The sequence below is a fragment of the Nocardioides humi genome, assembly GCF_006494775.1.
In the GTDB taxonomy this organism is placed as follows: Bacteria; Actinomycetota; Actinomycetes; order Propionibacteriales; family Nocardioidaceae; genus Nocardioides; species Nocardioides humi.
The window spans coordinates 776,246-797,302 of record NZ_CP041146.1 but is presented as its reverse complement, the minus strand read 5'-3'; the positions used below and the strand labels follow the sequence as shown (position 1 = coordinate 797,302).

19 protein-coding genes are annotated in these 21,057 nt (G+C 71.6%); 12 read left to right on the top strand and 7 right to left on the bottom strand.

The window, feature by feature from the left end:
• Positions 1 to 126: 126 nt before the first annotated feature.
• Complete coding sequence (mobF, locus tag FIV44_RS03895) at positions 127 to 6,054, bottom strand: MobF family relaxase (RefSeq protein ID WP_246086797.1); 5,928 nt, start codon at positions 6,052 to 6,054, stop codon at positions 127 to 129.
• A 297-nt stretch (positions 6,055 to 6,351) separates the two neighbouring features.
• Between mobF and FIV44_RS03890 the strand changes: the two genes are divergently transcribed.
• Positions 6,352 to 6,741 carry a hypothetical protein gene (locus tag FIV44_RS03890; RefSeq protein ID WP_246086796.1) on the top strand — a complete coding sequence of 130 codons (390 nt, stop codon included), beginning with the start codon at positions 6,352 to 6,354 and terminating at the stop codon, positions 6,739 to 6,741.
• Positions 6,719 to 7,246, top strand: coding sequence for a hypothetical protein (locus tag FIV44_RS03885; RefSeq protein WP_141003340.1), 528 nt, complete (start codon positions 6,719 to 6,721; stop codon positions 7,244 to 7,246). The genes FIV44_RS03890 and FIV44_RS03885 overlap by 23 nt, the downstream gene beginning before the upstream one ends.
• Positions 7,247 to 7,308: 62 nt before the next feature.
• Here the strand turns inward: FIV44_RS03885 and FIV44_RS03880 are convergent, their stop codons facing one another.
• From FIV44_RS03880 to FIV44_RS03860, 6 genes are all read right to left on the bottom strand, one after another.
• The gene (locus FIV44_RS03880; RefSeq protein WP_141003339.1) at positions 7,309 to 7,680 is read right to left on the bottom strand and encodes a hypothetical protein; all 372 of its coding nucleotides are present in this window, start codon (positions 7,678 to 7,680) and stop codon (positions 7,309 to 7,311) included.
• The gene (locus FIV44_RS03875) at positions 7,677 to 7,928 is read right to left on the bottom strand and encodes a hypothetical protein (protein WP_141003338.1); all 252 of its coding nucleotides are present in this window, start codon (positions 7,926 to 7,928) and stop codon (positions 7,677 to 7,679) included. Before FIV44_RS03875 ends, FIV44_RS03880 begins: the two co-directional genes overlap by 4 nt.
• The gene (locus tag FIV44_RS03870; protein ID WP_141003337.1) at positions 7,925 to 8,230 is read right to left on the bottom strand and encodes a hypothetical protein; all 306 of its coding nucleotides are present in this window, start codon (positions 8,228 to 8,230) and stop codon (positions 7,925 to 7,927) included. The genes FIV44_RS03875 and FIV44_RS03870 overlap by 4 nt, the downstream gene beginning before the upstream one ends.
• Entirely contained in the window at positions 8,230 to 8,352 is a 123-nt protein-coding gene (locus FIV44_RS33025; protein ID WP_281285803.1) for a hypothetical protein, read from the bottom strand. The genes FIV44_RS03870 and FIV44_RS33025 overlap by 1 nt, the downstream gene beginning before the upstream one ends.
• Before the next feature lie 415 nt (positions 8,353 to 8,767).
• The gene (locus tag FIV44_RS03865; RefSeq protein ID WP_141003336.1) at positions 8,768 to 9,772 is read right to left on the bottom strand and encodes a DUF932 domain-containing protein; all 1,005 of its coding nucleotides are present in this window, start codon (positions 9,770 to 9,772) and stop codon (positions 8,768 to 8,770) included.
• 117 nt (positions 9,773 to 9,889) lie between these two features.
• Positions 9,890 to 11,476 carry a ParB/RepB/Spo0J family partition protein gene (locus tag FIV44_RS03860; protein ID WP_141003335.1) on the bottom strand — a complete coding sequence of 529 codons (1,587 nt, stop codon included), beginning with the start codon at positions 11,474 to 11,476 and terminating at the stop codon, positions 9,890 to 9,892.
• A gap of 311 nt (positions 11,477 to 11,787) precedes the next feature.
• On the opposite strand from FIV44_RS03860, the gene FIV44_RS03855 reads away from it, so the two are divergent.
• From FIV44_RS03855 to FIV44_RS03820, 10 genes are all read left to right on the top strand, one after another.
• Positions 11,788 to 12,243, top strand: coding sequence for a hypothetical protein (locus FIV44_RS03855; protein ID WP_141003334.1), 456 nt, complete (start codon positions 11,788 to 11,790; stop codon positions 12,241 to 12,243).
• A gap of 227 nt (positions 12,244 to 12,470) precedes the next feature.
• Positions 12,471 to 12,860 (top strand): single-stranded DNA-binding protein, encoded by a 390-nt coding sequence (locus FIV44_RS03850; RefSeq protein ID WP_141003333.1) that lies wholly within the window; start codon positions 12,471 to 12,473, stop codon positions 12,858 to 12,860.
• A gap of 14 nt (positions 12,861 to 12,874) precedes the next feature.
• Positions 12,875 to 13,903: a DUF4192 domain-containing protein gene (locus tag FIV44_RS03845; protein WP_141003332.1), complete on the top strand. Its 1,029-nt coding sequence runs from the start codon at positions 12,875 to 12,877 to the stop codon at positions 13,901 to 13,903.
• A gap of 14 nt (positions 13,904 to 13,917) precedes the next feature.
• Positions 13,918 to 14,073, top strand: coding sequence for a hypothetical protein (locus FIV44_RS30210; RefSeq protein WP_181410973.1), 156 nt, complete (start codon positions 13,918 to 13,920; stop codon positions 14,071 to 14,073).
• Complete coding sequence (locus FIV44_RS31750) at positions 14,070 to 14,288, top strand: hypothetical protein (protein ID WP_246086795.1); 219 nt, start codon at positions 14,070 to 14,072, stop codon at positions 14,286 to 14,288. The genes FIV44_RS30210 and FIV44_RS31750 overlap by 4 nt, the downstream gene beginning before the upstream one ends.
• Positions 14,289 to 14,303: 15 nt before the next feature.
• The gene (gene dprA, locus FIV44_RS03840; RefSeq protein WP_342778900.1) at positions 14,304 to 15,107 is read left to right on the top strand and encodes a DNA-processing protein DprA; all 804 of its coding nucleotides are present in this window, start codon (positions 14,304 to 14,306) and stop codon (positions 15,105 to 15,107) included.
• Between the two features lie 811 nt (positions 15,108 to 15,918).
• Complete coding sequence (gene resB / locus FIV44_RS03835) at positions 15,919 to 17,385, top strand: cytochrome c biogenesis protein ResB (RefSeq protein WP_246086794.1); 1,467 nt, start codon at positions 15,919 to 15,921, stop codon at positions 17,383 to 17,385.
• Entirely contained in the window at positions 17,382 to 18,353 is a 972-nt protein-coding gene (gene ccsB / locus FIV44_RS03830) for a c-type cytochrome biogenesis protein CcsB (RefSeq protein ID WP_141003331.1), read from the top strand. The genes resB and ccsB overlap by 4 nt, the downstream gene beginning before the upstream one ends.
• A gap of 64 nt (positions 18,354 to 18,417) precedes the next feature.
• Positions 18,418 to 18,954, top strand: coding sequence for a copper resistance CopC family protein (locus FIV44_RS03825; RefSeq protein ID WP_181410972.1), 537 nt, complete (start codon positions 18,418 to 18,420; stop codon positions 18,952 to 18,954).
• A gap of 116 nt (positions 18,955 to 19,070) precedes the next feature.
• Positions 19,071 to 21,041: a bifunctional copper resistance protein CopD/cytochrome c oxidase assembly protein gene (locus FIV44_RS03820; RefSeq protein WP_141003329.1), complete on the top strand. Its 1,971-nt coding sequence runs from the start codon at positions 19,071 to 19,073 to the stop codon at positions 21,039 to 21,041.
• The last annotated feature ends 16 nt before the right edge of the window (positions 21,042 to 21,057 follow it).

Below are 21,057 nucleotides of genomic sequence, written 5' to 3'. Positions count from 1 at the left end.
GTCCGGCGGGGTGCCTGCGTAGCCGGCGGCCGCAAGGAACTGCCGTACCTGAGAGCGCGTCGCACGTCGGGGTCGCTTCGTCGCAGACATGGCACCTTGATCGGCCGGGGGAGTGGGCGCCCAAGGCTACTGACCACCGCTCGGGCGGTCGGGCAAATCAGCGCCGAGGAGTGCCGCGCCGCGGCGGCCGCGGACGGTTGATGTCCTGCCGGTCGCGCGCTGCTCCCTGCGACGTGGTCGGCGCCGGCGTGCCCTCGCTGCCGTCGATCGGGAGCTCGAGACGCGAGACGATCCGGTAGCGAAGGTCGCGGGCGGGGCTGTCACCCAGCGGCTTCTCGGTGACGATTGCACGGGTGGCGGCACCGACGTCGTGACCCTGCTCGTGGGCCTGCTGCAGCATCGCTGCGGTGGCCGGCCAGTCGCCCTGCTCGAGCAGGCGCGGGTCGAGCTCGCGGGCCAGCGGCGCCCACCGCTCGGCGGGCGTCTTGTCGGCCGCGGCCGCCAGGCGAGCGCGGACGTCGCTGCTCTTGTGCAGCTCGGCCAGAGCAGCCTTCCGCGGGTCGGCATCCCAGCTCTTGACCGCGTCGCGCAGGTCGCGGCGGGCCTGCAGCTGGGACAGCTGCAGGCGGGGCCGCACCTGGTTGACACCCGGTTCCCAGGCCCGGCTGGGACGGGCCGAGAGGATCCGCATGGCCGCCACCCGCGCCTGTTCGGGGCGAGGTTGTCGAGCCGCTCGGTGAGGAGCTGGTCGCCGAGGGCCCGGAAGGCGGGCTGCCCGCTGGCCACCGCGGCGGTGAGCGCGGCCGGACCGCGCTGGGCCAGCAGGTCGGCCGGGTCGAGGCCGTCGGGGAACCGGGCGAAGCCGGGGTCCATGCCGTGCGGGGTGAGCATCCAGAAGTCGCGCTCGGCAGCGACCTGGCCGGCCAGGTCGGCGTCGGTGGCCACGATCGGGTCGCGGCCCACGGCGGCCAGCTGGGCGGCCTGCTCGTCGGTCAGGGACGTGCCGAGAGGGGCTACGCCGAGGTAGAGGCCGTGGCTGGCGATCGTGACGGCGACGGCGTCCATCGGGCCCTCGACGATCACCGGGACGGCACCCTCGGCGAGCAGCTCGTCGACGACGCCGAACAGCTGCGCGCCCTTGTGGAACAGCGGGGTGTCGGCGGTGTTGAGGTACTTCGGTCCGGCCTTGTCGGCGTCGGTGAGGTCGGGGCGGCGGCGGCCGACGAAGCCGAGCACTTCGCCCTGGTGGATCACCGGGAACATCACGCGGTCACGGAACCGGTCGATGAGGCGTCCGGTGCTGGCCTCGGTGGCGACGCCGGCGGCCAGCATCTCTGCGTCGCTGACGCCGCGGCCGCGGAGGTGGTCGACCAGGTTGGTCCACCCGGCCGGCGCCTGACCGGGGCGGAACCGTGCGTCGCCGGCGAGGTCGACGCCGAACCGGCCGGTGAGGTAGTCGCGGCCCCAGGAGTCGGTGAACCGGGCCTCGAAGAAGGCCTGGGTGAGCTCGTTGATCGCGACCATGCGCTCACGCGTGACGGGGGAGGAGTGCCACTCCTCGGCCCGCTGGTACATGAGCCGGATGTCGGCTTCGGTGGGCTCCAGGCGGGTGCCGCCGAGGTCGCGGAGGTAGGCGGCCAGCGTGAGGTCGGGTTCGACGTACTGGTCCTCGTCGACGTCGACGACCAGGTCCTCCTCGAGCGCGTCGACCAGGTGCTCGTCGACCACGTCGACGGGCGGCTCGAGGTCCTCGGCCAGTGGCCACGGGGCGTCGTCGGGGTGGTCGACGAACGCCACGGGGTCGGGCTCGACGCCCTCCCACAGGTCGGCGGGCGGCTCGTCGAAGTGGACCTCGTGCGCGTGCTCGTCGGGGGCGGTCTCCAGCGCGATCGAGGTCCGCCAGACCAGCGCCTGGCACTCGTCGACGCCCTCCCAGCCGTCGCTCGGCATCGCTCGGCCGGCGCCCAGCAGGGCCTCGAGCTGCCAGCCGCGCTGCAGGCCGTGGTCGACGTTGGAGACCAGCGCCGGCCACCAGGTGCTGGCCTGGATGCTCGCGGCCCGCTCGGGACCGAACAGGTCAGCGAGCCGCGGCGCCCAGTCGGTGGTGACGCTCTCGCCGTGGGAGCCGTCGCCGATCTGCGCGGCGACTGCCGGCGTGAGCTGGCGGGCCATGCGCCACCAGATCGCGGCCGCGGCGTGCTCGTCGGGGAGCGGGCCGGCCGGGTGGTCGGCGGCGGTGGCGGTGCGCAGCAGCTGGTGGGCGGTGACGCCGGCGCGCGACATCGCGGCCAGCCGCTCGGCCAGGAGCGGGGTGAACTCGTCGTCGCGGACCTGCGGGGCCAGCGTGTAGAGCAGCTGGCGCCATTCCTTGAGTGCCGGCGTGTGGTCTCCGGTGACGGCCCGGTTGAGGCGCCGCTGGTAGGTGGAGGAGGCCTTCTGCAGCTGCGGAGCGCCGGTCGGTCGCCGGTCGTCGACGGGGACCTGCATGGCTGCGCGCCAGACCTCGACGTCGGCCACCGTGGATGCTTCGGGGCGGATGCCGTTCTGCGCCCACACCGGCAGCGAGGACTGCTCGGCGGCGCGGGTGTGGACCTGCTCGGCGAGCTGCTCGACCAGGTGCGCGCGCTGGGAGAGGTAGGCACCCCAGTGCGGGTCCTCGGCCAGACGGGCCGGGATCCCGGGCATCCACGGCAGCGGCCCGGCGCCGGCGTTGCGCAGGCCGGAGGCGTCCAGGCGCCAGTCGAGGACCGCTGCCCGGTCGCGCGCGCTCTCCAGCTCCCGGTCGCCGGCCGCGGCGCGGAGCGCTTCGACGGGGTTCTCCCCAGTGGCGCCGAGCAGGAGCAGGTGGGCGCGCAGGGTGGGCCAGGCGGCCTCGTCGGAGAGGCCCGGGGCGAGGGTTTCGACGGCGGTGTCCAGCGCGTCGACCAGGTTGACCGTGGTGCCGTCGGCGGCGGTGATGGTCTCGTGGCGCAGCAGGTCCTCGGCGGCGACGTAGAGGCTGTCGAGGTAGCGCTGGGCGGCCTCGCCCAGCCGGGTGGCCGGGTCGGCCTGCTCGCGGAGCAGGCTGGTGGCGGACCGCTGGGCGTCGTCGCGGGCCAGCATCGACTCGAGGATGTCGGTGGGGGTGAGCGGCCGAACCAGCGTCGGGTGGATCACCGAGTGCGGGTCGCCGTCGCCGACGACCTCGAGGTAGACGTGGTTGGCGTGAGCGCCGCGGGTCATCATCGTGTAGAGCTGCTGGCGCGACTCGGCGCCGGTGGCCAGGCCGTGCATGGTGTCGGCGGTGACGCCCTGGGCGGTGTGCACGGTGCACGCGTAGCCGAGCTCGGTGGAGCGGGCGACGTAGTCGGCGGGCAGGCGCACGGTGCGGCCGTGCTGGGTGTGCTGGACGGTCAGGTCGCCGCCGTCGTGGATCTCCAGGACGGTCCAGCGGTCGCCGTTCTTGACCCAGTCGGTGGCTGAGGTGCGCAGCCGGCGGTCGTTCTCGCGGGTGATGATCAGCTCGCCGATCGAGGCCTCGTTGCCGTCGGCGAGCCGGCGGACCGGGCCACTGGCGGCGACGTCGGTGGGGTCGATCCCTTCGAGGCGGTGGGCGCGGGCCTGCTGGTTCAGCTCGCTGACCAGGTCGCGAGTGGGGGCGAGCATGATCGAGTCGAGCCCGGCTGCGCGGTCGGCCTGCCAGGCGGAGAAGACGTCCTCGGTCATGGTGGCCAGGTCGCCGACGTGGACCCGGTCGCGGTCGAGGTAGAAGCCGAGCGCCTCGGCCTTGCCCTCGCGCAGCGCGAGCGAGGCGGCGCCCTCGGCGGGGTCCTTGAACCGGACGAGCTCGGTGAGCTGCAGCGCGCCGTGGGTGGCGCGGATGTCGCGGAGCACGCCGCCGGCGCCGATCGCGGAGAGTTGCTGGTCGTCGCCGATCAGCCGGACGCTGCCGCTGCGCTCGAGGATGTAGGAGACCGCCGCGTCCAGCGAGAGGGTGTCGGCCATGCCGGCCTCGTCGATGACCACGAGGGTGGAGGAGTCGATGCCGGCGACCCAGTCCGGCATCGCGGCGCCGGTCTCGCCGGCCTGCTCGAGGGAGTGGGTGAGCTTGGCCAGGGTGTCGGTCTGGGTGTCGATCTGGGAGCGCAGGGCGTCGGCGGCCGCGGCTGAGGGGGCCAGGCCGATGATGGTTCCGCCGCCGTCAGCCCAGGCGCTGGCCAGGGCTCGCATCGCGGTGGTCTTGCCCGATCCGGCCGGCGCGATCGCCAGCTGGAGCCGGGCGCCGGAGGTGGCCATCTCCCGGACCAGGGTGGCCTGTCCGGCGTTGAGGGTGATGCCGTTGGCGGTCGACTCCAGCAGGGCCAGGTCGACCGACGCGGCCTCGACGGCGTACCCGTCGTGGCGGCCGGCGGCGTCGACCAGGCGCTGCTCGGCGGCCAGCACCTTGCTCGAGGTGAACAGGTCGGCCCCGGCCTGGGTGTAGACCGAGGAGCCGTCGGCGCGGCGCAGCTCGGCCGGCTCGCTGATGGTGTCCCAGGGGCGAGCCATGCTCACCGAGTGGTCGTCGAGGACCTCGCTGACGAGCAGGTCGACGACCTGGGAGACCTGGTTGGTGGGCACGTTGGCGGCCCGGACCTGCCGCTGGGCCTCGGCGTAGACGTGCCAGTACTGCCAGGTGGACCGGCTGCCCTCCATCGTCGCCACGATGCGGTCGGTGGTCTTGGCGAACCAGGCTGAGTCGGCCAGCGAGCGGGCCGCGCCCTTCGGGTTGAGGGCGCCGTGGACCATCTGCTTGACCCGCTGCGGGGTGCCCAGCACCTCGACCGCCTCGCGGTGCCACGCCTCGCGCTGCTCGGCCAGCGAGCGCGGCTCGTGCTTGTCCTCGCGGGTCTCCAGCGTCGCCTGCTGGGACAGCTGGATCGTCTCCACCGGGGTCGGGGGACGGCCGTGGGTGGCCTGGAACGCGGCCGCGAGGACCTTGCGGCGGTCCTCGACGTTGAGCCGGCGCTTGGAGAAGCGGCGGTTGAGCTCGGGGGCGACGCCGACGATCTCGCGGATCGGCCGCTTGCGGGCGTCCTCGTTCGGGCGCTCGGCGAACTGGACGCCGAGGGCATCGACCAGGTGCCGCTCGAGCGCGGTGTTGTAGGTCTCCGAGGCCGAGACGACCGCCTTGTGCAGCGGTCGCCCGTCGATGGCCAGCCACTTGCCGTCGAGGGTCTGGACCTTGTTCGCCACGGCGACGTGGGTGTGCAGGTCGGGGTCGCCGGCGCGGGAGTCGCGGTGGGTGAACGCGGTGGCGATCAGGCCGCGGACGTCGACCTGGCGCACGCCGTTGGTGCCCTGGCGGGTGAACAGTGCCTTGGACTCGATGAAGTTCAGGGCGTCCTTGATCGCCGCCTGGTGGGCCCGCTCGATCACCGCGGCGGTCTTGGGGTCGGCGATCGCCCACAGCACCGAGACGCTCTTGACTGGGGAGAAGGTCAGGTCGTAGCCGGCCACCGCGTTGGTCTTCGGGCGGGAGTGCTTGGCGATCGTGGCGGCGAGCTCGCGGGCGTCGGCCGGCTCGCGGCCGTGCTCGGCACGGAAGAACTCCGCGGCCACCTCGGTGCGGATCTTGGCCCGGTCGGCCGCGGGGACCGGCCAGTCACCGGGCAGGCCGGCGGCCTCGTTGAGGGCCGCGATGCGCTTGGCGACCTCGATCCGGAACGGGCTGATGTCGTTGTCGTAGACCTTGTACGGGGTGCCGAGGCGGACCGCGGTCCTGTAGTCGGCCTCGGTCGGGCGGCCGGCCTCGTCGCGGCCGATGCGCAGGTCCAGCTCCTTGGTTCGCTGGGTGGCCAGCGGGTGGTGTCCGGAGCCGAACAGGCTCTGCATGTGGTCGGCGGTGACGATGTCGCCGGCGTCGAGTCCTTCGATGCCCTCCATGCCCGATCCGAGCCACACGCCGGGCGTCTCGCCCTTCTCGGTGTAGTAGCTCGCCAGGCCGGTGTGGCCCTTGTCGGTGGCGTCCATCGCTGCGACCTGGCGGGTCAGGTAGTCGTACCCCGACCCGGCCGTCAGCTTGTGGAGGCTCATCGTCACGGTCACCTACGTGCGTGCGCGCGTGGCAGGCGATCACTTTCGGCCGGATTTCTGGTGTGTTCCTTCTATTCGGCGAACCGAGAATGCAAGAGGTGTGTGGCACTTGGTCGGTCGCGGCAATCTGGGGGACGCTGGGGGCGTGGGTGACGGCTTGGGCGTCGGGTTCGGATCGGGCTGGCTGGATGGGTCGAGGGAGCGGGTTTGAAGGTTTCTGGGGTTCGGTGATCGCTCGGGGTCGGGGAAATGTCGTAGGTGACTGTCAGAGTCCATGTCGACACGAGTGAGGACCGGATGAGTCAGCAGACGATCAAGCAGCAGGCGCGGCGTACGGCGCGGGAGATGGCCGAGAAGCGGCGGCGCGAGCGCGAGGAGCGGGAGCGTCGGGTGATCGACCTGGCCGAGCGGGTCATGGTCGCGATCGGTGAGCGCGACGCTGCTGTGGCCGAGACCGAGAAGCGCGCCGGTGAGGCGCTGCGGGAGTTGACCGAGCGCGAGGGCCTGTCCCTGAGTGAGGCCGTCGAGTGGTGCGGCGAGACCGTGAGCGTCCGGGAGGCCACGCGGCTGCGGCGGCTCGCCAGTGAGGCCCAGGCCGACGGCGGCGGCGAGCAGGACGGCGGCGTCACGGCCGCGCTGGCGGCTGCCGGGAGCGGGGGAGCGGGTGCCGGTTCGGCGGCTGGATGATGCCGGCCTCGCGGCGGTCGCGGCAGCGATCGCCGATCCGGCGGTGCTGACGCGGTACCGGGCGAAGGTCGCCACGGTGCCGGGCAGTGAGTGCCTGTGGTGGACCGGCGCGGTGGCCGGTCGGTCCGAGCGGGAGCGCACGGACGGCGGCGGGCATGGCCGGTTCTGGTACGCGCCGGGGCGGGTGATCATCGCGCACCGGTTCGCGTACGCGGTCATGCACGGCGTGGACGCGCTCGCGGAGGCGCGGTTGCTCGGGCATCGGTGCCACAACCCGCTGTGCCAGCGGATCGCACCCGATCACGTCGTGGTGTCGAGCGCGGCGCAGAACCGGCGTGAGTGGTCGGTGCAGCGGCGGCTGCCCTACAGCCCGCTGGCCGATCCGCGCGGGCCGCGTCGGCGGGCTCGGGAACTGCGCGACCTGGCGCGCGAGGACCCGCAGCTCGTAGCCGACGACCTCGTGCGGCTCCAGGAACTGCTGGGGGAGCAACTGACCCTGTGGTGACCAGCCGGACGCAGAAGGCTGCCCGCACCGTCGATGGTGCGGGCAGCCTTCCGGTTGTTGGTTCAGGCTGGCTCGCCGTCGAGGGGCCGACCGAGCGTCTCCCACAGGTCGAGGTAGCCGTCCGCGTCCTCGGGCGATTGCTCGCCCCACTTGGTGTGAAGAGCGCGGATGCGGTCGAGCCGGTCGAGCCGGTCGGGCAGCGCGGTGCGGGCAGCGGCCATGAACTCCACGTCGGGCGCGTGCTCGGGAACGTCGCCCCCGCGCGGGTACTTCTTGATCCCGAGCCGCTGCCAGTGAGCACCGGCGTAGGCGACGAGGATGTTGTCCGGGATCAGGGCGTCGGCGGCGGTGGCGCGGATCTTGTCGCCGTGCGGAGTCCAGGGGCCTGGGGTGGCGCGGGACTCAAGGGCGCGGAGCGTGGCGTCGTCGCTCATGCTGGCTGGTCCTCCCGGTCGGTCGCGTCGGCGCGGTCGAGCCTTGTGGACGCGGCCGCGACGACGACGCTGATGCGGGCAGCCAGCGCCCGCAGCTCGGCGGGCGTGCCCTGGATCGCCACCACGTCGTCCCCGGCGAGCGTGAGGACCGGCTGGCGGTGCTCACCTGCTCCCACCCAGTCCTCGCCGGGAGTGAAGACCTGGAGGCTGGTCTCGCGGGCGGCCAGCCACTCGATGTGGGCGCTCACGGGGTCACCTCGGCGGGTGCGGTGCCGATGAGGCGGCGGAACGCCTCCACGTCGGCCTCGAGGGAGAACAGGCGTCGGCGGTCCTGGTCGTTCTCGGTGCCGACCTCGGTCAGGACTTCGGCGAGGCCGTCGAGGAACGCCACGACGGCCTCGGCGGTGACCGTCTCGGCCTTCGCGGTCCACGGCTTCGGGACGCGGCTGCTGGCGGCGTACGGCATCTTCATCATGGCGACGAGGATGCGGCGCTGGTCGTGCTCGCTGATCACGGTGCCGGTCGGGTCCGGCTGGGTCTGCTCGGTCATCACTGCTCCTGTTCGGTGGTGCGGGTGGCGTACTCGGCGTGCAGGGCGTCCAGCGCCGTGGCGACGCTGGACAGGGCCGCGTCCAAGTGGGCGCGGGCGCTCTCGGGGGTCCAGCGGCGCACGTCGCGCAGCCGGTGCTCGATGACGACCAGGTCCGCCGTGGTCTCGGCGAGGGTGTGCCGGTCCTTGGCCGCGCCGGCGGCGATGTCGGCGGCGGTGCCAGTCGGGGTGGTGTCTCGCTTCGCGATGGTGACGAACTGGTTGAGCGGCAGGGTGCGGGGCCGAGGACCAGCGCTGCGATGTGGACTTCGCGTCCGGCGCGGCCGGGCTCATCCACCCTCACGGTGGTGATGGGGAATGCGACGCCGGTGTCGGGGTCGACCAGGGTGTCGGTCGCCCGGAGGTCCCATGCGCGGACCTGCTCGGTGGCGAGGTCGGTGTGAGTGGTGGTGTCGGTCATGGCTCCTCCTTCGGTTGGGCCGGTGGCGGGCCGGACTCGGGGTCTCAGCCCGCCACCGGAGGAACTGGCGTGGCCTGTCAGGCCGGGCTGAGCGCGGTCCAGGCGCGGCGCTTGATCCGGTCGGGGTCGTCGCTGGTGAGCACCCGTGCGGCTCGGGCGGTCTGCTCGTCGCCCTTGGTGCGGACCGGGGCGTAGTGGTCGACGTACTCGGCCACGGCCTGGTAGCCGGCCCACGCGGTGTCGCGGATGCCGGCCTGCGTCTCGGCGTCGGCGAACAGCCAGTGCAGCCGGGAGCGGCGACGGCGCTCGGTCTCGCGGACGCGCTTGGTGGCGTTGGCCTCGGCCTTGCCGAACGTGGCGTCGATCAGGGCGTCGAACGTGGCGTCGGTCATGGTCTGCTGGATCAGCCGCTCGGCCTCGACCTGGAACGCGTCGACGTAGGTGAAGGTCAGCCCGAGCGCGTCGCGGGCGGCCTGGACGGCGGCCTTGGCGTTGCGGGTGTGCCGGATCGAGAACGACGACTCGTGGTTGCGCAGGGCCGCGCTCTGGGTGTTCGCGCACACGACGCGGACCGGGGTGACGAGGATGCGGAACGCGCTGGACCCGTCGTGGCTGTTGAGTGCGGCGATGTTGAGGTCGACGCGGTCGGTGCCGCCGACGGTGAGCGAGTTCGGCAGCTGCATGGTGATGAACACCTGCCGACCGCCGCGCAGCGACCCGGCGGTGTCGAAGATCGCGCCGGACTCGTCGGCCAGCAGGTTCAGGAACTCGGCGTGGTCCTCGTTCTGCAGCGGGGTGTAGCCGCCGCCGACGACGCCGAGCGCCTCGGGCTCGCCGGTGAACGGGTTGGTGCGCACCGTGGCGAAGCCGGGGACCTCGATCGCGGTGACGCCGCCCTCGCTGACCTCGGCGGTGGTGAGCGGCAACTTGCGGACGTCCCAGCCGCCCAGGTGGCCGAGCGTCATGGCCTCCTCGGCGGTGAACGCGCGGTCGCGGACGGTGGTGCCCAGGCGGTGCCAGGCGTCCTTGCGGGCGAAGACGGCTGCGGCCTGCGAGCCGTGGGTCTCGATCTCGTGTGACATGTCGGGGGTCCTCCCGGTAGCGGATCAAACGAACTGAGTTCATTCTATGGTTTCTATTCCACTGAGGGCGGTTCTCCACAGGAAGAACCGCCCTCAGGTGGGGGAGTGGGGAGCCGGTCAGGCGGCGCTGTCGCTGGCCTCGGCGTCGCTGGCCTCGTCCTCCGGCTCGTCGCTGCCGGTGCTCGTCGGCGGCTCCTCGCCGAGCAGGATCCGCTCGACCTCGCTGGGCTGGTAGCCCCACGCCACGAGCGCGCCGAGCACGCGGGCATCCCACGCGGTCGGGTTGCGCCACGAGTGCTTGCCGGTCGTGGCCTCCCACGCGGCGATGACGGCGGCGAGCGTGGTCATGGTCGCGGCCTTCGGCGTGCTCGCCTTGGTGGCGATCTTGTGGCACTCGTCGTGCCCCGCGCCGTAGTAGCCGGTCGGGCGGTCGACGCCCAGCAGCGTGAACAGCATCGGGTGCCGGTGGTCCATGGCCTTGCTCAGCGAGTGGTGGCCGGTGACGACGGCCTCGCAGATCAGGGCCTCAGCACCCTTCGGGGCGGTCTTGCGGGCGACGAACGTGGCCAGCCACTCGCGGCGCACCGTCTCCGCGCTCGCCCAGGCCTTGTTGTTGGCGATCACGCGGCGGCGCTCCTCGCGGCGGGCCTCGGCCTCCTCCTCGCTCTCGCCCTCGTCGCTGCTGTCGGCGGTGGTGCTGCCGGAAACGCCGCGACGGCGCAGGCCGGAGGCGGCGAGGTCCGTCACGACCCACACCGGCACGTACTGCTGGTAGGGCTCGGCGGGCTCGTAGTCCTCGTCCTCCGACTCGTCGCCGTCCTCGCTCTCCTCGTCGTACTCGTCCTCGGGGTAGACCCACTCCTTGACGACGTGGACGCGAGCGCCGGGGACGTTGGGCCACTCCTCCTCGGGCAGCGGCTCGCCGTCCTCGGTGACCAGCCGCTCGATGCGCAGCACCTCGTCGGCCTCCGCGACCTCCTCGGCGCTCAGCACCGGCAGGCCCTCGGCGCGCAGCCGCTCGACCTCGGCGGCGTCGGCCTCGCGCTCTGCGGCCTCGTCGCGCAGCCGCTGGGCCTCGTGGGCGAGCGAGCGCCGCCACCGCTTGGCGTTCTCCAGGCGCTCGACGGCCTCGGGGTCGTGCTCGAACTCGGCGAAGATCGCGGCCTCCTCCAAGGTCAGGTCGCCGGAGTCGAGCCGGTTGCGGCTCTGGTCGGCCTTGGTGACCGCCAGGGCGGCGTTCACGGTCGGGCGGTCGATGCTGGTGCGCTTGGCGATCTGCGCGGCGCTCACGCCGAGCAGGGCCAGCTGCTCCACGCCCGCGACGATCTCGGCCTCGCGCATCCCGGCGCGGTGGATGTTCTCGACCATCTGGTCGCCGATCCGGTCGGCGTCGGCGGGCTGGGGCACGACGCGGGCCGGGATCAGCCCGGTCGGGGTGCCGACCTCGGCGGCGGTCACGGTGCGGCGCTGGCCGCGCAGCAGGACGTACTGGCCGTCCTCGTTGCGGTAGACCGTGACGGCCTCCAGCACGCCGCGCTCCTTGATCGACTTGCGGAACTCCTTGTGGTCGGCGCGCAGGTCGGTCCGGACGTTGGTGCCGATGATGATGTCGGCGGGGTCGAGGTACAGGAACTCCTCAGCCTGGACGGCCTCGGTGGCCTCGTCGGCGGCGGTGTCGGCGGGGGTCTGGATGGTGTCGGTCATGCTGCTGTCCTCCGTGAGTAGAATAGAAAGAACTGACAGGACCAAGTCTCCCAGCGGGGGCCGACGCCTGCCGGGCCACAGGGCAGACCTGTGGAAAGGTGGGCACCCGGTGAGGGTGGGGATAACCCCGGCCTCCCCAGGCGCGGACTCCGCTGCGGCGACGCGGCGCAGCTGCACCTCGTAGCTGGCTGGAACGGAAGGAATCGAGCGAGGGTGGGAACGGCTGCGCAGGGCCCCGACCGGGAATGCAGCGGCGTTGGTGTTAGCCGCTGCAGCTCGACGCCGGCGGCCGAGGCCAGGGGAGTGATCCGGTGACGAGCCAGACCACGACCCCGGTCGGGATCTACTGGAAGCCCGGCGTGTGGGACCTCGCCCGCTCGGCCTACATCGCCGACCTGGACACCGACCCCGACTCACCAGGCTCGTTCGTCGGCTGGCTCGCCCAGGCGCTCGAGGTGCACGCCAAGCGCTCACCGCACAAGCGGGCCGAGCTCGCGGCCGCCGGCGAGAACCATCCCGCCCTGGTCAGCGTGACCCGCAAGAGCTTCAACAAGAAGCACGACCTGCCCGCCTCGACCATCGAGGCTGTCGAAGACGCACTCGTGGCCGACCGCCAGGAGCTCGGCCGGATGCTCGCCCGCTCCGCGTTCGCCCAGGAGGCCGTCATCGCCGCGGCCGAGGCCGCCCGCCGCCGGCTGGGCCGAGACCTGCCCCCGCCACCGCAGAAGCTCAGCAACCGCCCGCCGCGGCGCCGGCCGGCACGGTAGGCCAGCTGCCCGCCGGCCGGGTTGTGTCGGTGGCTGCGTCTAGCGTCCTTCCCAGCGCCCCGACCCGGTACCCGAGAGCCGGTCGGGGCGCTTCCGTGCGCCGTGGGGATGACCGGGCGCACGCGAGCTCGAGCAACAAGTTTCGACGGATGTGATCGCTGCCGGACCCCGACAGGACCTAGGTGACTGCGGGACTCAACGTCCTCGCCGTCACCTAGGAGGAAGTCATGTCGACCACCGTCACCTTCGCCGGCAACCTGGCCGAGGCGCCAGAGCTGCTCTACACCCGCGAGAACAAGCCGTTCGTCAGCTGCCGGGTCCTGGTCAACCGCCGGACCCAGAACGACCAGGGGGAGTGGGTCAACGACGAGCCCACCGCCCACAACGTCAAGATCTTCGGCTCGGCCGCCACCCACGTGCACGACAGCTGCGGATCCGGCGACCCGATCTTCGTCCACGGCCTCGAGCGCACCGAGGCCTGGGCTGACAAGGAGACCGGCGAGAAGCGCACCAAGGACGTCGCGGTCGTCGACAACCGCTTCGGCGAGGTCGGCCTGTCGCTCAAGTACGTCTCCGCGCGCATCGAGCGCGCCCCCCACGCGGCCCAGGCCTGCTGAGGAGGTTCGCTCCGATGGATCTCGTCGTACAGTCCCCGGACGAGCTGCTGGCCGCGGTGCCGCACGTCTTCGGGTTCAAGCCGGAGGAGTCGATCGTCCTCGTGCCCTTCCGGCCAGGGCTCCCCATCACCCGCGTCGACCTGCCGAAGACGGCCGCGGACCGCGAGGAAGTGTGGGACGCCCTGAGCGGCCCGTACGGCCGCCACGCCCGCCCCGGAGCCCGCCTGGCGATCCTCTGCTTCACCGAGGACCGCCGCAGCGCCGAGCTGGCCAGCCAGCATCTGTCCAACCGCCTCGAGACAGTGGGCATCACCACCCACATCCGGCTGTGGGCCGACGGCGAGCGGTGGCGTGAGTTCAACACGGGCCAGACCGGGCTGCAGACCGAGGCGACCGCGGAGCGGATCGCGGCCGCGACCGTCCTCACCGGCCGAGCCCAGCCGGCGGCCAGTCGGTCCTCGCTGGCGGCATCCATGATCGGTGACCGGGAGCCGATCGCCCAGCTGCTCCCCGCGGCCCGGGCCGCGGCCGCGGCCAGCACTCCCGCCCTCGAGCGGGACTGGGCACTGGACCGGCTCGAGCAGTTCCACGCCGACGGCAACCGGCTCTCCGACGTCGACGGCGCACGAATGCTGGTGGCCCTGGAGACGATCAGCACCCGCGACGCGCTCTGGGAGGACATGAGTCGCGAGAACTCCACCTCCCACACGGCCATCTGGACCGACCTCACCCGCCGCGCGCCGGACGAGGTCCGCGCGGCGCCGGCGTCCCTGCTCGGCTTCGCCAGCTGGCTGCACGGTGACGGGGCCAAGGCCTGGTGCGCCCTCGACCAGGTGCCCGCCGACCGGCCCTACTCCATGGCCGCCATCGTCGCCTCGGCGCTGCAGAACGGCATCCATCCCCGCGAGTGGGAGCGCTACCAGACCCAGATGCGTGGCCTCGCCGCCGAGCTGGACGAGTCCTTCGTCCCCAAGCCACCCGGGCAGCAGCGCGATATCCCGGGCGCGCAGCCCGTCACCGACCGTCCGGCCCCGGGCCGCTGAGGAGGACCACCGCGATGAACAACGACGACGACACCACGGTGCAGCACAGCACCACGGAGCGGCAGCTGCGGCGCCTGGTCGTACCCGAGCCCGTGGCCTACGCGGCCGACAAGCGCCTCGACGTCATCCACGAACCCGACCTCGACCTGCTGTGGGGAGGCCCGGAATGAGCACTCCGCACGCCGACGTCGACGACCGGTTGGCCCGCGTCAAGCTGAGCAGCGTCATCGAGCCCCGCGACCTGCGTGTCACCGGCCTGGTCAGCGAGCTCGGCGCCGGCAAGGTCCTCGACTACCTCGAGGCCGCCGGCGAGGTGGAGAACCACTGGGGCTTCACCATCGGCCACGAGCTCGCCCACATCGATCCCGGCAAGGTCCTCAAGTAGGCCGCCGGCCACGGCATCCGGTTCATCATCCCCGGCGATACCGAGTGGCCCGACCAGCTCGCGGGCCTGCGTGCCGCCGGCGCTCTGCACGACCGCGGAGGCGAACCCGTCGGACTGTGGGGCAGGGGAGCGGCTGACCTCCACCAGCTCGCAGCCAACGCCGTGGCCGTAGTGGGGTCGCGCGCCGCGACGGACTACGGAACGCATCAGGCCACCGAGCTGAGCCGGGACCTCGCAGCCATGGGCCACTCGGTCGTCAGCGGACTTGCCTACGGCGTCGACCAGGCCGCCCACCGCGGCGCCCTCCTCGCCGGCGGCCAGACCATCGCCGTGATGCCGTGCGGCGCCGACCGGCCCTACCCGGCCGCGCACGTCCAACTGCTCGAGGCGATCGCCGATCGCGGCCTCGTCGTCGCCGAAGCGCCACCCGGCACCGCGCCCACCCGCGCCCGGTTCCTCGCGAGGAACCGGCTCATCGCCGGCCTCGCCGAGGGCACGGTGGTCGTCGAGGGAGCCTTCCGCAGCGGCGCCCTCACCACCGCGCAGTGGACCGGTGCCCTGCACCGGCCCGCCATGGGTGTCCCAGGTCCCGTCACCAGCGCCGCCTCCACCGGCGTCAACCAGCTGATCCGACTGGGCCAGGCCAGCATGGTCACCAACGCCCAAGAGATCATCACCGACCTCGCCACCCACGCCTATTCGACCGCGGTCAGGGCCGCGGCCGCACAGCCCGACGAATCCTTCGTGCCCAGGCCGGTGCGCTCTGCGCATAACCACACCCCGGGGCCAATGGCGCCGGCCGCCGCACCTCGACGTTGAGGTCCACCAGGGGCGCTGTGGATAACCGGCCGTGCGTCGGTGCTCCACCTACGCTGTTGAGAGTTCCTCGGCACAACACACGACACCGAGCATGGAGTCAACCGATGTTCGACCTCACCGCCCCGCCGGCGGCACCCACCGTCCGCGTTGACTGGATCTGGAGCGTGAGCGTCGAGCGGGTCCTGGAAGCGCCGCCGGATCTACTCAACGGGGCGAACTGACGGGCCGACGCCGACGTGCTCCGAGAGGCGTTTGGAGCCGCGGGCGGCCCAGTCGGATCTGCCGGGATCATGTCCTCGATTCGCTGCCAGTCCACCTTCAATGACCGGCTTAAGCGCTGCATGCTCGTGCCAGCTACCAGCGCTTCCAAACGCCAACCTTCGCGCTTCCAGATCCGGGCGGTGTTCCCGGGATCAGCATGAAAGAGGGTGAGGCGCCATTGGGTCCGGCGGAACCAGCTTGGTGCAGACGCGCTCTGGCTACCCCCATGTCCCCTGCCCCCCATCCGGCGAAGGCTGCGGCGATGGTCTAGCCCCAGGGGGCTCGACGGCTGCGCCGCCACCCTGGCTGGAGCAAGCGGATGGGATCGGAATGTGATCCCACGCCAGGCATTCATCTGCGGAACAGCATCAAGATCCGCCACCTGGGCCGAGTGCAGTTGCTTGGCGCACGTCTTCTACTATATCGGCTAGTAGAGGAAGCCTCCCCGACGATTTGGCTGGAAAGCGTGACTACGGACTCCATCATGGCCTCGCGTGCCCCGGCCCCCGGGTGGGGTTGGGGCCGATGGGTATGGCGCACGCTGACGTCGATGCGGACAGCTGTGATCCTGCTGGCATTGCTCGCCCTCGCAGCGGTGCCTGGCTCCGTGCTGCCTCAGCGGAATGTGGCGTCCGATCCGGCGGCGGTCCTTCGGTATGAAGCCGAACATCCCCGGCTCGCGCCTTGGCTGGATCGGCTCGGGTTGTTCGAGGTGTACTCCTCGCCCTGGTTCGCGGCGACGTACATGCTGTTGCTCCTGTCGATGACCGGCTGCGTGCTCCCGCGATGCGCCCGGCTATGGCGGGAGATGCGCGCGACGCCGTCCCCGGGGCCGCGGCGGCTGGACCGAATGGACAGCTACCACCGCGTCACCTCTGATGCGCCCCGCGGAGTAATCCTAGCTCGGACGGCGGCAGTCCTCCGTGGGGAGGGCTACCGGATCGCGGCGTCCGACAACGAGATCGCGGCCGAGAAGGGTTACTCCCGCGAGCTGGGCAACTTGGCGTTCCACCTGTCGCTGCTCGTGCTCCTTTTCGGGATGGCGGGCAGCAAGCTGCTCGGCTACGAAGGGCGGGTGGCGCTCGTGGAGGGCGAGACGTTCACCAACGTCAGCTCTTCCTACGACGCCCTCACACCTGCCGCCCTGATGGATGTGGAGGATCTGACGCCGTTCTCGGTGACGCTCCGAAGCCTGGAGACCGCGTTCGCTCCCACGGGCCCCAAGGTCGGCGAGCCCCGCAAGTTCGATGCCGCGGTGAGTTACTCCGTTGCCGGGGAGGAGGCAACGGCGAACATCCGGCCCAACGAGCCGCTCGATGTTGACGGAACGAAGTTGTTCCTGAGCGGTCACGGCTACGCGCCGAAGGTGACGGTGAGGGACGGTCGCGGCGAGGTGGTCTTCTCCGACGCCGTCATCTTCCTGCCCTCTGACGCGGCGTTGACCAGCGACGGCGTCATCAAGGTTCCCTCCGCCACGCCCGGCCAGCTCGGGTTCGAAGGGGTACTGCTGCCTACGGCGCCACCAGCTGGCGGATCCCGATCGCAGTTCCCCGCCCTGTGGTCCCCGCGCCTGGACCTGACTGCGTACGCCGGCAATCTCGGGATGGACGACGGCACGCCGCAGTCCGTGTTCACACTCGACAAGTCCGGCCTCCGGCCGATCGACCGGAAGAGCCTGCGGGTGGGTGAAACGATGCGGCTGCCCGACGGAGCGGGTTCCATCACGTTCGACGGCGTCGCCCGGTTTGCCAACTTCCAGGTTGCCCGTGATCCCGGCAAGGAGGTTGCCCTCGTCGCCGGGGTGCTGCTGCTGGTCGGGCTCACGATGTCGCTCGTCATCCGACGTCGGCGGCAGTGGATTCGAGTCACCGACACCCCTGACGGCGGCGTCGCGATCGAGCTGGCCGGCCGATCCCTGACTCGCCGAACGCTTCCCGAAGGCGAGGCCGAGGAGTTGCTCGCCCTCGTGACCGCCCTCTCGCCCGAACGATCGAACCGATCGAGGAGTCACACATGAACGCCGCATCACTCTCGGACGCACTCGCCGCCGCCGCCATCGCTGCGTACGCCGCAGCGTTCATCGTCAGTGCCGCCGATCTCGCCCGAAGCCGCGTCGCGGCCTGGGCCGGCGCTCCGGCCGCTGTCCGCGTGCCCGCGCTGAGACCGCGAACCGTCGCCGTCGAGCCGGGTGGCGGCGTCGATGTGGACCTGGGCATGGCTGCTCTGAATCAAGACTCCAGGACTGCTCCCGGTCGGCTGGCTGGCGGCGCGGTCGCTTTGCTGGCCGTCGCCTGCGCCCTAAATATCGGCTCGGTGATCACTCGCGGCATCGCGGCCGAGCGAGCGCCCTGGGGAAATATGTACGAGTTCGCGCTGGTCGGCGCTGCGTCGATCGTCGTCGCGTTTCTGATTGCTCGACGGCGGTTCCCCATCGACCGCCTCAGCGTCGGCGTGGCTGGCCTTGCGCTTGTGGTGCTCGGCCTAGCCGTGACCGTGCTCTACGCCCCGGTCGATGCGCTCATTCCTGTCCTGAACTCCTACTGGTTGGCCATTCACGTTGCCGCGGCGATCGTCGCGGGTGGCGCATTCACGATCGCTGCGATCGCCTCGCTGGCGTTCCTGTACCGCCGGTGGCGAGAGCGCCGTCGAGGGGAGACCCCGGATCCGAGCGGGACAACCGCGGTTCTGGAGCGTGCGTCGTACGGGCTGGTGGTGTTCGCGTTTCCGATCTGGACGTTTGCCGTGATGGCTGGCGCGGTGTGGGCCGAAGCCGCGTGGGGCCGTTACTGGGGATGGGACCCCAAGGAGACGTGGGCGTTCATCACTTGGGTGCTGTACGCGGCCTACCTGCATGCCCAGGCGACGGCCGGGTGGCGCGGCGCGCGAGCCGCCTGGTTCAGCGTGTTCGGCTATGCCGCGTTCCTGTTCAACTTCGTCGGCGTCAACATCTGGATTCCCGGGCTCCATTCCTACGCTGGGGTCTGAGAAGCACGAAGGGCTCTTTGTCATGCAGTCTCCGACGCGGTCGTGCGGGCGCTTGGTCGGCGTCATGCTCGGTGTTCTCTTCGGCGTACTCGTGCTGGCATTGTCGCCGGCGGCCGCCCACACCGACCTGATCGCGTCGGACCCGGGCTCGGGTGCGCTGCTGCGGGAGCCGCCTGCGCGTCTCACGTTGACCTTCAACGAGCCGATGGATCCCCGCCTCGCCGTCGTGGCGCTCACGGTCGGAAAGCGAGAGCCGGCACGCCTTGACGTCGCTGCTGGCGCGGACGCGGTGGATCTGGTGGCCACAGTCCCCGCCGAGATGGCAGACGGCGGAAGGTGGCGCGCTACGTTCCGCGTGACGTCGGCGGACGGTCATCCGGTGCAGGGCGATCTGGAGTTCAGCGTGGAGCCGCCTCCCGATGTCGCGGCTGATGAGCCCCAGGCCGAAACCCAAGCCGGCCCCCGCCCAGCCCCCGAGCCGGCGGCGTCCGAGGAGGGCGGCCCCGGCCTGGCGGTGATCGCCGGAGTGGTGGGCGGTGGCGGCTTGTTCCTCGCCCTGCTGCTCCTGGCCGCCCGCTACCTGCGGGTGGAGGAGTCGTGAGCGCCACGCCTGCAGCGACGACGGGATCGCGGTCGACGTGGCGCGTGTTGGGGTCGGCAGTGGTCGCTGTCGTAGCACCTGCCAGTGCCGTGGCGCTCCTCGCCGTGACAGGCGGGATGAGCCCCACCGTGCTGCCCGGTCTCCCCGACGCGGGCTCGGTGACCCGCTGGGGCCTGCCCGCCGTGACGGCCCTGCGTGATGCGAGCGCGGCGGTCACTGTGGGCGTTCTCGTGCTTGCCGCGGCGTGCGTTCCGGGCCGGCTCGGCAGCGACGGACTCTCGCCAACGCAGGAGCTGCTGCGGCGTGCCGCGGTGGTGGGCTCGGTGTCGTGGGCGGCCAGCGGGTCCGCGGTCCTGCTGTTCGCATACTCCGATGCGGCGGGCACCGTCGTGGGGTCCGCCCGCTTCTGGTCCGAGGCCTGGTTCTTTGCGACACAGCTAGAGGCCGGACGCCCCCTGCTGAGCGGGACGATGATGGCCTGGACTCTGGCGCTCTGCTGCGGTGCGCTGCGGCGCACGTCGGGGTTGGGGTTCGCGACTCTGCTCGCCCTGGCGTCTCTGTGGCCGCTGGCGCTCGGCGGGCACTCGGCGGGCACGCTGGACCACAACGTGCTGGTCGACCTCCAGCTCTATCACCTGCTCGGCGTCACGGTTTGGACGGGCGGCCTGGTCGGTCTCCTGTTCGTACGACCGCGGCTCGGCGCCGCCCTCCACACCGTGGCCGGGCGGTACTCAAGGATCGCTGGCTGGTGCCTTGTCCTTGTCGCTGGTTCCGGGGTGGCGGGGGCGCTGGTTCGGCTCCCAGGTCTGTGGGCCGTCGAGTCGGCATACGGGGCGCTGCTTGCCGCGAAGGTCGTCGTGCTCACCGTGGTTGGTGCGCTGGGCTTCTGGCAGCGCACGCGCATCCTGCGCCGAATCGGAGAGGGTGGCTCCGGGGCGTTCGCCATGCTTGTGGCGGTCGAGGTCGTGCTCCTGCTAGTGGGAGCAGGGGCGGGTGTGGCTCTCGCGCGAACCGGCATCCCGGGGCCGACCGAGGACCCGTCGCTGGACGCCGCTCAGGTGCTGCTGGGCCGGAGCCTGCCACCGGCCCTTGGCCCGGGAGAGTGGCTCACTCAGTGGCGACCGGACCTGCTGTGGTTGCCGTTGGCGACGATGGTGTGCGTCGTCTACGTCGGCGGGGTGCTGAAGCTGCGAGCGCGTGGCGAACGCTGGCCCGCGCCGCGCGCGGTGCTCTGGGCTTCAGGCTGGTTCTTGGTCGCGTGGGCGACCGCAGGTGCGCCCGGCGTCTACGGACCGGTGATCTTCAGCATGCACGTGGTGCAACACGTCACTCTGGCCGTGATCGCACCCATCATGTTGGTCATGGCGGCCCCGGTGACTCTCGCGCTGCGAGCCATCGAGCCACGAACCGACGGGTCGAACGGGCCGCGGGAGTGGATCGCAGAGATGCTTCGCTCCTTCGTCGTCGTCGTGGCGTCGACGCCAGTCGTGGCGGCGGGGGTGTTCATCGCCAGCTTCCCCCTGCTCTATTTCACGGGCGTCTTGCGCCTTTCCATGGAGTCGCACACGGTGCATCAATTGGTGGCCGTGCAGTTCCTGTTCGTCGGCCTTTTCTTTGTCGGTGGCCTGATCGGTCAGGACCCACACCTTCACCGGACAGCGCTTCACGCACGACTTGTCCTGCTTGTCGCCGCGCTCGGCCTTCATGGGTGGTTCTCGGCCACCTTGCTTGCCACCGACGAAGTGCTGGCCGCCGACTGGTTCGGAGCGCTGCAGAGGCCATGGGGAGCGACCTTGGCCGAGGACCAGGAGATCGGCGCGCTACTCGGCTGGGTACTCGGCGAGCTGCCGCTGGTCATCCTCGCTGGCTTCCTGGTCGTGCAATGGATCTCGGTGCGCCGTCATGGGCGGTGCCGCGCCGAAGGTCGACTGGCTCATCCGGCTCCGCTGTCGGAGGTTCCTTCCGGCGCACCACAGAAGCCCGGCGACCGCGAGGCCAGCCAACAGGCGCTTCTGCAGCGTCTGGAACCGGACCGCCGGCGTGATGGCATCGGACAGCGGCACATCCGCGACGAGGACCGTCGCTGACCCATCCGAGGAGCGG